A 13,170-nucleotide genomic window follows, 5' to 3' on the forward strand; every position below is an offset into this window, starting at 1 on the left:
ATTACCGAAGAGAAAAGAAGACAAAACACACCGTTAGGCAAATAAGGGGAGGACATTTAAAATGATCGAAATTAAAGTACCTGAGCTTGCAGAATCTATTTCAGAAGGAACTATCTCACAATGGCTTATCAATGTAGGCGACAAAGTTGAGAAAGGTGGCAGCGTTGTTGAGCTTGAGACAGATAAAGTCAATGTAGAAATCATTGCAGAAGATTCAGGTATTGTATCACAACTACTAGGAGAGCCTGGAGATACAGTTGAAGTTGGTGACGTAATTGCAATTTTAGATGCAAACGGCGTTGCAGTAAGTACATCAGCACCTGCTCCAGCAGCAGAACAACCAAAACAAGAAGTTACTGAAGCACCTAAAGCTGAGGCTCCAAGTGCTGCACCAACTAAAACAGCTTTACAAGGTCTTCCAAATACAGATCGTCCTATCGCATCACCTGCTGCTAGAAAAATGGCGCGTGAATTAGGAATCGACTTAAATGAAGTACGCAGCACTGATCCACTTGGCCGCGTGAGACCACATGATGTACAAGCACATGCTGCTGCACCAAAAGCAGAGCCAAAACAAGAAAAAACAAGTCCAAAACCAGCAGTAACTACTGAATTTGAAAAGCCAGTTGAGCGCGTAAAAATGTCCCGCCGCCGTCAAACAATTGCAAAACGTCTTGTAGAAGTTCAGCAAACATCTGCAATGTTAACAACATTTAACGAAGTTGATATGACTGCAGTTATGGAATTACGTAAAGAACGTAAAGACGCGTTCGAGAAAAAACATGATGTTCGTCTTGGCTTTATGTCATTCTTCACAAAGGCTGTTGTGGCAGCATTAAAACAATTCCCATTGTTAAATGCTGAAATTCAAGGTGACGAGCTTATCATTAAAAAATTCTATGACATCGGAATCGCTGTAGCAGCTCCAGATGGATTAGTTGTTCCAGTTGTACGTGATGCAAACCAATTAAACTTCGCTGAAATCGAAAGCGAAATTCGTGAACTAGGTAAAAAAGCACGCGACAACAAACTTACATTAAAAGAACTACAAGGTGGTACATTTACAATTACAAACGGTGGTGTGTTCGGCTCCCTTATGTCAACACCAATCCTAAACAGCCCACAAGTAGGTATTCTTGGAATGCATAAAATTCAAGTAAGACCAGTTGCAATCGATGCAGAACGCATGGAAAACCGTCCAATGATGTACATTGCACTATCTTACGACCACCGTATCGTCGATGGTAAAGAAGCAGTTAGCTTCCTAGTTGCTGTTAAAGAAATGCTTGAAGATCCAAAATCATTATTATTAGAAGGTTGATAGACTTTCTAAATCATACTGGCTACACGAAAGAATCAATGTATTCTTTCGTGTAGCCTTTTTTATATAACAGTGATTTATATAGTGAATAATCAAAATAACTCATAAGGGACAAATCACGGTACATACACTGATAATGTGTGTTTAGAATTTACTGATAAGGAGGAATAGAATGAGTACGCTGCAAGCTTCCACAAAGCTAAAAATGAACAAGGATACCTTTTTTCTCCCCGATTCCAATGGGGGTGTTTATTTTCGAAATAACTCCAGTTCGTTCCGGATACAAGGTAATGGAATCTATGAATGGATTGAAAAATTAATGCCTATGTTTAATGGAGAACACACTTTAGAAGAGCTAACAAATGGGCTTCCCCTCCCTTATCAAAATAGAGTGTTTGAAATTGGAGAACTTTTGCACAAAAATGGTTTTGTTCGAGATCTGAATCAAGATGCCCCTCACCAATTAGAAAATGCATTACTTGAGAGATACGAACCGCAAATTGAATTTTTAGAGGCTTACTCTCACTCAGGTCCTCTAAAGTTTCAAATGTATCGCCAATCTAAAGTGTTGGCGATTGGCTCTGGACCTATTTTCACTTCATTAATTTCTTCTTTACTTGAATCTGGTCTACCTGAATTTCATTACCTAATTACCGATCCTGATGCAACAAATCTCTCGCGGCTAAATGAACTTGTACAACAAGCACATGCTACTGATGCAGATGTACTTGTTCAAGAAATAGATACAACGAGAAATTATTCTTTACAGGAAGTTTTTCATCCATTTGATTGGATTCTATATGTATCTCAAAATGGCAATATCGAAAAACTTAGGGCCATACATGCGATTTGTAGAGAAGAGAAGAAAAACTTTCTTCCTGCTTTATGTTTACAGCATGTAGGCTTAGCTGGTCCTGTCATTACTTCTGACTCTGAAGAATGCTGGGAATCCGCATGGCACCGTATACATGAAACTGCTATTCAAAAAGATCAAACACCAGATCCCGTCTCTCCAATTGCTTGTGCTATGTTAGCCAATACAATTGTTTTTGAGTTATTCAAACATGTTACAGATTCCTCAAATAGGAAGACAAAGAAGCACTTCTTTCTATTAGATTTTGAAACGCTCGAAGGAAATTGGCATCCATTTATGAAGCACCCGCTTATAGCCCCTGAAAATTTTACGATAGAATTAATACAAGACCTTGATGACACTTTAAAACGACATGCAGATCAAAAACATTCAAATGAGCTTTTTCGTTTTTTTGACCAGTTAACCTCAAATAAAGCTGGTGTTTTTCACATATGGGATGAACAAGATCTCAACCAATTACCGTTGTCCCAGTGCTATGTTCAAGTTGCCAATCCCTTATCAGAAGGACCTACTTCCCTCCTCCCTACTATTATTTGTGGCGGATTAACTCATGATGAAGCACGCCGCGTGGCAGGTCTAACTGGAATTGAAACATATGTAACTCAAATGGTTAATTTCCTTATTCCTGACCAAGATGAATTCATTGGAATCGGAGCTGGGGAAACGATGTTAGAAGGTGTGTATCGTGCGCTACAAAATCATTTAACCCACACATTACAAGCGAGGAAGTTAAGTCAAACAGAAGAAATTGTGCCACTACAAGTAACAGAAATTCATGACAACCACTGCCAATTTTATTTACGTGCACTCTCCGTGATACACGGGGAACCAAAGATAGGGATTGGTGAAAATGTACTAGGTTTTCCGGTTGTTTGGGCCCGTATACACAATCAGTGGTATGGTAGCGCGAACTTAAATATAACACTAGCTCTAAGAGACGCATTACAACAAGCACTTCTTCATACACAAAACTACGAAATCCCCTATAACTCTAATATATTATCGGAATCATCTATTCTTTTACACGATGCTGAGTCGTTTAGAATTGAAGTACAAAAAGAAGAACAAATTCCACCATTAGAATCCTTACAACTCGCTTTACAGAATTTAAAGGAACATAATCTTTATCCCTACGTCCTCGACCTAGCAATTGAACCATTTTTAAAAGAAGGATTAGGTGGTGTAGTTGGTGTGGTAATAAAAGAGGAGGTGGACTGATGGAGCGTCAAATACTAATTGTAGGAGATGGCCTACTTGCAAGCTATGTAAATCAGCAATTATCTGGTCACTACTCTATCATTCATCAAAACACACTTGAAGAACCCCTCCCTGAAAACATTAAACTTGCTCTCGTACTACATGATGGTTCTCCTTCCTCTATCCATCATAAAGCTGAAGAAATGTTTCGATCCGCTAACATTCCTTGGCTAAGAGGTTTTACTTCATTTGGCGAAGGGATCATTGGCCCTTATGTTCAGCCACATGCAGCAGGATGTTCTCATTGTGCTGATGCAAGACGGTTTATAGCTGGTTTTGATCAAAAAGAAATGTGGGAGTTACAGCGGCAATACTCCTTAAAAAAGGATGCTGCCGTGCAACGAGATATATGCGCAACGCAAAGTGCATTACTACAAATGTGTCACCTTATTCATGCTGAAACAGAAAAGATAGTAACAAAAGGGGGTACTTCTTTAGCTGAAGAAGTGATTTTACTTAACATGCAAACTCTTCAATGTTCACGTCATTCGTTTCTTCCTGATCCTGTATGTCCGGTGTGTAGCACAATACCTGATGACACTGAAGCTTCTGCTTATCTATCTCTGCAACCGAGCTTTAAAACGAGTACTGAAAGCTACCGATGTCGTTCTATTGAAGATTTAAATACGTTTTTAACGAAAGATTATTTAGATTATCGAACAGGACTTTTGAATGGAAAGATGCAGCATTCCTTATTACCATTCGCTGATGTTATTGTAAATATGCCATTACTTTTTGGTAACGAAGGAGTTGCAGGTCGAACACATTCATTCAGGATAAGCGAGGCAACTGCGATTTTAGAAGGACTAGAGAGATACTGCGGAATGGCCCCTCGCGGGAAGCGGACAAATGTTCATGGCAGCTATCGAGAATTAGAAGATAAAGCCATCAATCCTCTTACAATTGGTGTACATACAGATGAACACTATGAAAAAGAGAATTTTCCATTCAGACCATTTGATCCCGATTATTCTCAAGATTGGGTATGGGGTTATTCTTTATCACAAAACCGTCCCATCTTAGTTCCGGAATCAATTGCATATTATAGCCTAGGGCACAGGGACGCTTTTGTTTATGAAACTTCAAACGGCTGTGCAATTGGAGGTAGTTTAGAAGAAGCGATTTTCCATGGCATTTTAGAAATAGTCGAACGCGACGCTTTCTTGCTAACGTGGTATGCACAATTGCCACTCCCCCGCCTTGATCTAGCTTCCGCAGGCGATGTGGAATTACAATTGATGATTGAACGAATGCGGACCATTACAGGTTATGATTTACATGTTTTTGATGCAACGATGGAGCATGGTATTCCAAGTATATGGGCAATTGCAAAAAATACAAAAAAGGGTGGAATGAACCTCGTCTGTGCAGGTGGTGCTCATATAGAACCGCTGCGAGCTGTTAAAAGTGCTATTCATGAATTAGCAGGTATGTTGCTTATACTGGATGAGAAACTTGAAGCAAACAAACAAAAATATGAACAATGTTTACGCGATCCCTATCTCGTTACCCAAATGGAAGATCATAGTATGGTATATGGCTTACCAGAAGCTGAAGAACGCCTTCAATTTTTACTAAATGACAATCGAGCTGTGCGAACATTTAAAGAAATGGATCAGCTAAAAGCGATTGATCGGGATATAACTTCAGACCTTCGCCATCTTCTAGATCTACTACATCACTCAGGGCTTGAAGTAATTGTCATTGACCAAACTGTTCCTCTCATACAGAAAAACGGATTATCTTGTGTGAAAGTATTAATTCCTGGTATGTTGCCAATGACATTTGGTCATCAACTTACTCGTACAACAGGACTCCAAAGAGCACTTACCGTACCAATGCAACTTGGATATACAAGTGAACCACTTACATTAGAACAACTAAATCCACATCCGCATCCATTTCCATAAAGAAACAGTAAAGTAGCGCTTGAATCAGTAGTTTTTCTTCCTCCCCCACCTCTCTTCTTTGCTTTTGCTGATTTTTAATGTGGGGGATTATTGCTTGATAAGGAGGCTTGTTGATGCAACTAGAAACATTTCTACACCATTTACATTTTTCAATTGATGAAGTCATGCCCGAGGACAAGGACATCAACTGGGCTGATGCCCCCCTTCCCTATAAGCTATACCGTAATCTACCTGTCATTCCTCTTTCTCTAGAGGTACCTCTAACATTACGAGATCAAAAGCTATCTAATGAACCTACCATAGAACAAATTGGGCATTGCCTTTGGTATACATTTGGCCTAACTCAATTTTGCCAGCCTTCCCTCGGCTTAGAAGAACAATCAACAACAAATATATACCGAAGATTTATTCCTTCTGGAGGAGCTTTATATCCAAATGAATTATATTTGTATTTAAAAACAATTCATTATCCGCATGGAATTTACCATTATGACGTAGCGCATCATCGTCTCGTATTACTACGTGAAGGGAATTTTGACTCTTATCTCACAGAAGCACTTGGAAATCGCTGCAACCTCTCTTCTTGTTTCGGCACCGCTTTCGTATCAACAATGTTTTGGAAAAACTTCTTTAAATATAATAATTTTTCGTATCGCCTCCAAGGTCTCGATACTGGTGTCCTCGTCGGTCAATTACTAGAAGTCTCTAAGCAATTTGGCTATACATCGGGTGTATATTTTCAATTTCTAGATCGGGCTATCAATCATTTACTTGGACTATGTGAACAAGAAGAAAGTGTGTATGCAGTTATTCCGTTATCTACCCAGCCTACAGAAGAATGGTTTTATCAAAGTAATACAAGTACAAATTTCACTTCTGATGAACTCTTACAACAGCTTCCCGTTTTAGAGCATGAACACTTTGTTCGATCAAAGAACTTTACTGATTACTCTCTCATAACAAGAATGAATGCAGCATCTATGTTAGATTCAACAGACCTATTTCGAACTATAACTGAAGAGACAATCGTTCCACATTACACACAAACTTTGAAACTCCCCATGGTAGAGCCATTATCATATGATTTCGCAACTGTTTGTCAAAAACGTTATTCACCTGATATCGATTTTGTCTTAAGGAAAATAAGCGCTACACAACTAGCTACTTTGCTTCATGAAGCAACCCTTTCCTTTCCTTATCAAAATGATTTAGATGGAGAACATATAAAAACAAAATCGCGATTATCACTGTACGGATGCTTTTATAATGTAGAAGGTGTGCCAAATGGTGCCTATTCCTATGACAGTAATGCTCATGCATTAGAACAAATTCAAACTGGAGATCTACGTCACCCTTTACAATCCGGTATGACAATGGACAATGTAAATCTCTTTCAAGTACCACTCTGTTTACATGTAATAGGAACTAAAGATTATTTAAAAAACGATTTAGGTTACAGAGGATATCGAATTCAACAAATGGAAGCTGGAATGCTCGTTCAAAAGCTCGTCTTAGCAGCCTCAGCTATGGATATGGGAGGACATCCGCTCTTAGGATTTGATGCAAACTTATGTGACAAACTGTATGAATTTGATACAAAAAGAGAAACGACCCTTATTCAAATTCCAGTTGGTCCTTATCGCCATCGCACTTGGTTAAAAGGATATTTGCATAGCTAAAAACACGCCCTTCGCTCAGTACAATGTGCTAGCAAAGGGCGTGTTTTTTAAAGGGATTAGAATTGCTCAAAGCGAATATACAAATTTAGGTAATTTATATAAAAGGAGAGGTCAGATTGAGTGTATTACAAAAGTTAATTGAACAAGCTAAAAACCCTAGAGGTTCTATCGGTTCTTCCATGCTTTGTATTATGAATACAGCGCACGTTAGATTAACAAATTGGGCATTACAGAAAATAAATATCCCCAAAGATTCAATCATACTCGATATTGGTTGCGGAGGCGGCCGAACCATACATACACTGTCTAAAATAAATACCTCAGGAAAAATATACGGCATTGATTATTCAGAAAAAGCAGTAGAAAATTCAATAAAATCCAATATAAAAGATGTGAAAAATGAAAAGGTCATTATTCGTAAAGCAAGCGTATCTTCTATTCCTTATCATAATGAGTTTTTCAATCTCATCACGGCCTTTCAAACACATTATTTTTGGCCTGATTTAGAGAATGATATAAAAGAAGTATTTCGAGTTTTAAAACCGAATGGTTCCTTTATGATTGTCGCTGAAACCTTCAAAATCAATTATCATATGCAAAAATTTAAGACAACAGAAGAATTAGTAGACCTTTTCAGTAAAACTGGTTTTCAACATGTGAAATGTTACGAAGAAAAAGGATGCCTTTGTATAGTGGGGAGCAAATCATAGAAAAAGCAGACCTTCTAAGGTCTGCTTTTTCTATTAAATTACTTTAAAAATACTTTTAATCTGTCTTGCAAACAACCAATTTTTCGCTCCACAGTTATCATTTAAACTATCCAGCATGATAGAATTCCCATTTGAGAATCTCAACTGTAACGTTGTATTTTTATCATTTGTTTTTAGACTTATATCTGTAATGTCTTCATATTTTAATTTTTCAACTTCAATGTACTCTTCTTTCGTTTGACCAACGACAACATGATCTTGGAAAAAGAAGAAGACTTCCGCTTTTTTCCCAAAACAAAATACATGTTTCGGGTAAATTAATGTAGCGTTATCAACCGCAACACATAATTCCTTTATTTCTTGGACAATTTCTCCAAAGTCCTCCTCATGTCTTGCATTTGATTCCGCAATCCACTCTTCTACTGTTCTCATATTGATCGACATTCCTTATCCTCCTGCATCATTCAGTGCTAACTTGTTTCTATCATATTTTTATGTATGTAAAAAATAAATACTATATGAAAATATAATAGATAAGTACTACATTTTTCAAGGAAAAATATGCTTTCGTGTCTCTTTTGTATAATTGGCTGTTTTCAAAAAAAATAGCACTTCTATAAGAAGTACTATTCCGCTCGCCGTGCTGCTTGTTGAATCGGATCCCAAACACTGTTGTATGGCGGTGCATAACTTAAATCAACATCTTCTAAATCATGAATGCTCATTTTATGAAAGAGTGCCATCGCAATGACATCAATTCGCTTATCTACACCCTCTTCTCCAATTACTTGTCCACCTAATAGTTGCTTTGTATCAGAGCGATACACTAATTTCACATAAAGCGGCGTTGCATTTGGATAATAGCCAGCCATACTTGTTGCCTCTATCTTCACTGTGTTATATGGTATTTTCAACCCACTTGCTTCTTTTTCATTTAAACCTGTTCTTGCTAATGTGAGTCCCATAAATTTAATAATGCCCGTACCAAGCGTTCCTTTAAACGCTCTTCGTGTATCAATCATATTTAGTCCAGCAAGGCGCCCTTGTTTATTCGCAGTAGTACCGAGTGGAATATGATCATGCGTTTCTTTTATGATGTGATAATGCGTTGCACAATCTCCTGCTGCATAGATGTCTTCCACATTCGTTTGCATATATGCATTTACTTCTATCGCCCCTTTTTTGTTCTTGCGAATTTCTGTTCCTGTAAGAAACTCCGTGTTTGGCTGCACACCAACTGATACTAGAACGAGATCCGTTTTATACGTTCTTTTATCTGTTTCGACAAATTCAACTTTCTCATTTCCCCTAAATACCTTTACATTTTCATTTGTCACAATTTCAATATTATGCTTTGCTGCTTCTTCATGTATATACGTTGCCATATCAGCATCATAAACCGTACCGATATGATCATTTCTTTCAATCATTCGCACATTCTTTCCAAGTTCCACAAATGTTTCAGCCATTTCAAGACCAATTGCCCCGCCCCCGATAATTGTTACGTCCTCAACATTCTGTTCCTGTAACGTCTCCAATATTTTATGGGCATCCGGAATTGTTTTTAAAAGATGAATACCTTGCAGATTTTTTCCTTCCCAATCTGGCATAACAGGTCTAACTCCTGTTGCAATCAATAATCGATCATATTTATATTGAAATTTCACTTTTTCCTTTGTATGTATACCATGTACAATTTTGTTTTCAGTATCAATTTTCGTTACTTCATGATGTGTTTTAGCATCAATTCCATACTTATCACGAAATGTCTTAATATCCCGTGCAATTAATTTTTCAGTGGAAGCAATTGCACCACTAATCACGTATGGAAGTCCACACTGCGCATAGGAGTATATTTCACCTTTTTCTAACGTTACGACTTTTGCATCTTTATCATTTCTAACAATTTGCATGGCTGCACTCATGCCAGCAGCGTCTCCACCAATGATTACATAATTCACCAAATCACTCCTTCTTACAGTCTCTATTGTTTACATTTTCCAAATTGATCATAAATAAATCCTTTTTCTCTATACGTATCTTATACAAAGTATAATACTTTCTTCCTTTTGTTTACAAATAAACCCCTTTCCTCCAAACATAACAACGTACATCTTTGTATATAGATCCATTTGACTTATACTTTGAAAACAATAGGGCTCTTACCACGTCTACACACAGGTGGACGCTGCTCTCCCCAAAAAAGAGTGGTTTTTTATTATTTTTCCTCTCCTTTGAACGGCTATAGGTAAAATGTCGTGTCTCACAAACTCGATTATTAATATGCTATAACAATCGTAATAGAAAGTAGGTGAAAAAAACGGTGTGTAGTAATTTTCTTATCTCTACTCCTGTTGAACCAAAAGTTGCTCAATCATTTGAACAGGAATTCAGCATTAGCGCAACACTCTACGGTGCACAAGCTTGGTCAGCTGATAGCAGTACCTTTTTTCAAGAAATTTGGAAATCTACCCTATTTGCATCCACATCACAGCCTGACGAGGCTGTCTATCCACTTGGTATCCTTAAAATTATCAACCTCTCTTACGACACAATAACAGTTGTCACATCAGAAGAATTAAGCAGTAAACTCGAGATTACTGTTCCACCGAACTCTGAAGCCATGCTTTCTTCCAGTTCTTTAGCCAATGTCCAAGCTAGCACAACTGGCAGAGCAAGTAGAGTCAATTTTCTCTTTCATATCTTTTTTTCTCGCGAACCAGCTAGAGCTCCCCTCATACCATTACAGAAATCATAAAAAGGGAATTTCACCTTTAAATTCTTCTATATTTTTCAACCGGAATCATGTCATCGTTACCATGAAACATAAAAGGATTTGTTACATGAAATGCAACCATATAAATAATAAAGGTACATCACCATGATCCTTGATGTACCTTTCATTTCTATAACAAGGAAATGAATTTCATTTGCCTACTCCTTTGACTTTATAAGTTCAACATTATACGTCTCGATATCATTCAGCCCTCCTGAATAATATGGATTTTCCCGATACCATGACTGTTTTAAAAAGTAGTCCTGCATATCTTTCGTTTGAAAAATATGCCCATGCCGAGCGTATATTTCATTTCTCGCAATCCGCAATTGATCTTTTGTTAAAGCGTTTAGCTCTGCACTTGTTAACTTACGAATATGACTATCAGGAAAGAAAAATCCGTTATATACATACTTTGTTGTTACTGGTGGCGAAGAAGATGATGACTGTTGTTCTTCAGATTTTTTTTGAAACGATAATGTATAGTATTGGTTTGTTGATATATGTTCCACCTTTGTTCGTTCTTTTCTACTTGCGCCCTCTTTTTCTAAATAAATAGAAATGCTCCCATCAGTAGCGACCGGTCCCCATTTAAATTCTTCCCCTGTGAGAGTCGTAATCGGTTTCTGGTTTACATATAATGTTGCTCCTGTTACATTTGTTTGAATGGTAATGTAGTGCCCTTGTAACGATAGATCAACCGTTACATTATTTTGATTTTGTTTCATAAGCAAAACTTTTTCTTCACGCGCTAGCTTCACATAATCATTTTTAAACTCTGATTGGAACGTTTGAATCCCAGGAAAAAATGGTCCATATTGCTTTTCAAACATTTTATCAGTTGTCTTATCTAACTCTTTCCCATTTACCTTTAACAATGCATCCTTTTCATTCGTAAGGAGCGTTGCATAATACGTTTTTGCTTTCAATTTATATCGATCAAATAGAAAGAGGTATTTTCCATCCTTCGTTAATACAAAATCTACTTTTTCTACATTATTTTCCTTCTTCTTTTGCTGTTGTATAGAAGCTTTTAAATCATGAACATAGGAAGGATATTCTTTTATATACGAAAACAACGGAGCTACACTCTCTTTATCTACTACAAATTGCGGGTCATCTGTTGTAACCATATCAATTAGTTTTTCCGCATCCCTTTCTTGTAACATCGTAATCATTCTATCGATTTGTGCTTCTGCAGAATAATACTTTGCTCCATACATATATGCTCCGCCAAAACTAACAACAAAAAGAACGATAATCCCAATCCATATTATCTTTCCTCGGCTCATTTTCTTTCGTATCTGTGGTTCCTTCTCACTTCCTCTCCGCTCGTGCTCAACTATTCTCGTTCCACAACTTTGACAAAATTGCACGCCATCCATTAATTGTGAACCACATTTTGCACAAACCTTCATCCATTCAGCCACCTTTTCGTTAGAAGTTCGTTATCCCTCTATTTAAGGTATCGACTATTGTTTTGATATAAGACCAATCAATATATATGCGATAATCCATGTACACACAGGATCCATTCCGCTACGATCTAACTTTAATATATGTACGAGGAGACAAAACATGACTACAAGAACCCCATGCTTCTGTCTAGCAACATTTTGACAAAAACCTTTCTATCTATATACAATATGTAAAAGTTTATACACCATAAAAAAATAATAGATTGGACAAAAACTATGGAACTCGCACACACACTTTTTCAAATATTCATTACTAGTTTGGTACAACTATTTTCTTTAATCGGTATCATCATTTTGGTTGGTTTTTTATTAGGATATTTAGAATCTCTTACACGAACATATTGGACGAAAGCTTTTGGTAGAAAAGGATTCCTTTTATCAGCTTGGATTGGCGTTCCTATTCATGAATTAGGACATGCTGTTATGTGTATCTTATTCCGGCATCAAATTGTAGCCATTCAGTTGTTCCCTACGAATACAAATAACGGTTTTTTGGGGTATGTGAAGCATCAATATAATCAAAGAAGCATATATCAAAGAATAGGGAACTTTTTCATCGGAATTGCTCCTATTTTTTCAGGGATGGTCGCCTTGATACTTTTGATGTATTATTTCGTACCACAATCTTATTCAGTATTTATGCATGCTCTTGAAACAAATACTCAAACCGCTTCTATCAATATCAATATGCTACAAAATATTTTATTATCATCCATTCTCTTATTAAAAAGTCTCTTTACAGTTAGCAACTTATTTAATCCTTTGTTTTGGCTTTTTCTTTTTATCGCGATTTGTATCTCTGCACACATCGCCTTAAGCAAACCGGATATAGAAGGTTCGTTAGATGGTGTAATTACTATATTTATCGTTCTTTTCCTCTTCAATACGATAGCAGGGCTGTTTCATTATGATAGTAATCAACTAATAGGGAATGTAGTGAAATACAATATGTATGTACTTGCTTTCTCTAGTATTGCCATACTATTTTCATGTATCGCTGTATGCATCAGCTTTATGTTCTACAAAATGAAAACAGCTAGTTCACTCTATAATATTAAAAACAAGTGATAGTACATGGGATTTTATAAACGAGTATCTTATCTATCATGTTGCACATGATAGATAAGATACTTCGCTCATATATTTAATAGTGTACTTTTTTGCT

At 36.9% G+C, this 13,170-nt stretch carries 10 protein-coding genes; 7 read left to right on the forward strand and 3 right to left on the reverse strand.

Annotated features, from left to right (window positions below):
• Positions 1-61: 61 nt before the first annotated feature.
• The 5 genes from odhB to M014_RS0109155 all read left to right on the forward strand — a co-directional run bounded on the left by odhB (position 62) and on the right by M014_RS0109155 (position 7,751).
• On the forward strand, positions 62-1,321 hold the full coding sequence (gene odhB / locus M014_RS0109135) for a 2-oxoglutarate dehydrogenase complex dihydrolipoyllysine-residue succinyltransferase (protein WP_026591449.1): 1,260 nt from the start codon (positions 62-64) through the stop codon (positions 1,319-1,321).
• Positions 1,322-1,493: 172 nt separating this feature from the next.
• Positions 1,494-3,413 (forward strand): putative thiazole-containing bacteriocin maturation protein, encoded by a 1,920-nt coding sequence (locus M014_RS0109140; RefSeq protein WP_026591450.1) that lies wholly within the window; start codon positions 1,494-1,496, stop codon positions 3,411-3,413.
• Positions 3,413-5,362 (forward strand): TOMM precursor leader peptide-binding protein, encoded by a 1,950-nt coding sequence (locus M014_RS0109145; RefSeq protein WP_026591451.1) that lies wholly within the window; start codon positions 3,413-3,415, stop codon positions 5,360-5,362. The genes M014_RS0109140 and M014_RS0109145 overlap by 1 nt, the downstream gene beginning before the upstream one ends.
• Before the next feature lie 113 nt (positions 5,363-5,475).
• Positions 5,476-7,041 (forward strand): SagB family peptide dehydrogenase, encoded by a 1,566-nt coding sequence (locus tag M014_RS0109150; RefSeq protein WP_026591452.1) that lies wholly within the window; start codon positions 5,476-5,478, stop codon positions 7,039-7,041.
• Positions 7,042-7,157: 116 nt separating this feature from the next.
• Positions 7,158-7,751, forward strand: coding sequence for a class I SAM-dependent methyltransferase (locus tag M014_RS0109155; protein WP_026591453.1), 594 nt, complete (start codon positions 7,158-7,160; stop codon positions 7,749-7,751).
• 33 nt (positions 7,752-7,784) lie between these two features.
• On the opposite strand, the gene M014_RS0109160 is transcribed toward M014_RS0109155, so the two are convergent.
• Both M014_RS0109160 and M014_RS0109165 read right to left on the reverse strand, forming a co-directional pair.
• Positions 7,785-8,195: a DUF3908 family protein gene (locus M014_RS0109160; protein WP_026591454.1), complete on the reverse strand. Its 411-nt coding sequence runs from the start codon at positions 8,193-8,195 to the stop codon at positions 7,785-7,787.
• A gap of 182 nt (positions 8,196-8,377) precedes the next feature.
• Positions 8,378-9,712 carry an FAD-dependent oxidoreductase gene (locus M014_RS0109165; RefSeq protein ID WP_026591455.1) on the reverse strand — a complete coding sequence of 445 codons (1,335 nt, stop codon included), beginning with the start codon at positions 9,710-9,712 and terminating at the stop codon, positions 8,378-8,380.
• Between the two features lie 362 nt (positions 9,713-10,074).
• On the opposite strand from M014_RS0109165, the gene M014_RS0109170 reads away from it, so the two are divergent.
• On the forward strand, positions 10,075-10,509 hold the full coding sequence (locus M014_RS0109170) for a hypothetical protein (protein WP_026591456.1): 435 nt from the start codon (positions 10,075-10,077) through the stop codon (positions 10,507-10,509).
• A gap of 176 nt (positions 10,510-10,685) precedes the next feature.
• Here the strand turns inward: M014_RS0109170 and M014_RS0109175 are convergent, their stop codons facing one another.
• The gene (locus M014_RS0109175) at positions 10,686-11,945 is read right to left on the reverse strand and encodes a TcaA 3rd/4th domain-containing protein (protein WP_026591457.1); all 1,260 of its coding nucleotides are present in this window, start codon (positions 11,943-11,945) and stop codon (positions 10,686-10,688) included.
• Positions 11,946-12,221: 276 nt separating this feature from the next.
• Here M014_RS0109175 and M014_RS0109180 point away from each other — a divergent pair, with 276 nt between their 5' ends.
• Complete coding sequence (locus M014_RS0109180) at positions 12,222-13,073, forward strand: hypothetical protein (protein WP_026591458.1); 852 nt, start codon at positions 12,222-12,224, stop codon at positions 13,071-13,073.
• Positions 13,074-13,170 lie beyond the last annotated feature (97 nt).

Origin of the sequence: Bacillus sp. UNC437CL72CviS29 (assembly GCF_000482345.1) — a bacterium.
GTDB lineage: Bacteria > Bacillota > Bacilli > Bacillales > Bacillaceae_G > Bacillus_A > Bacillus_A arachidis.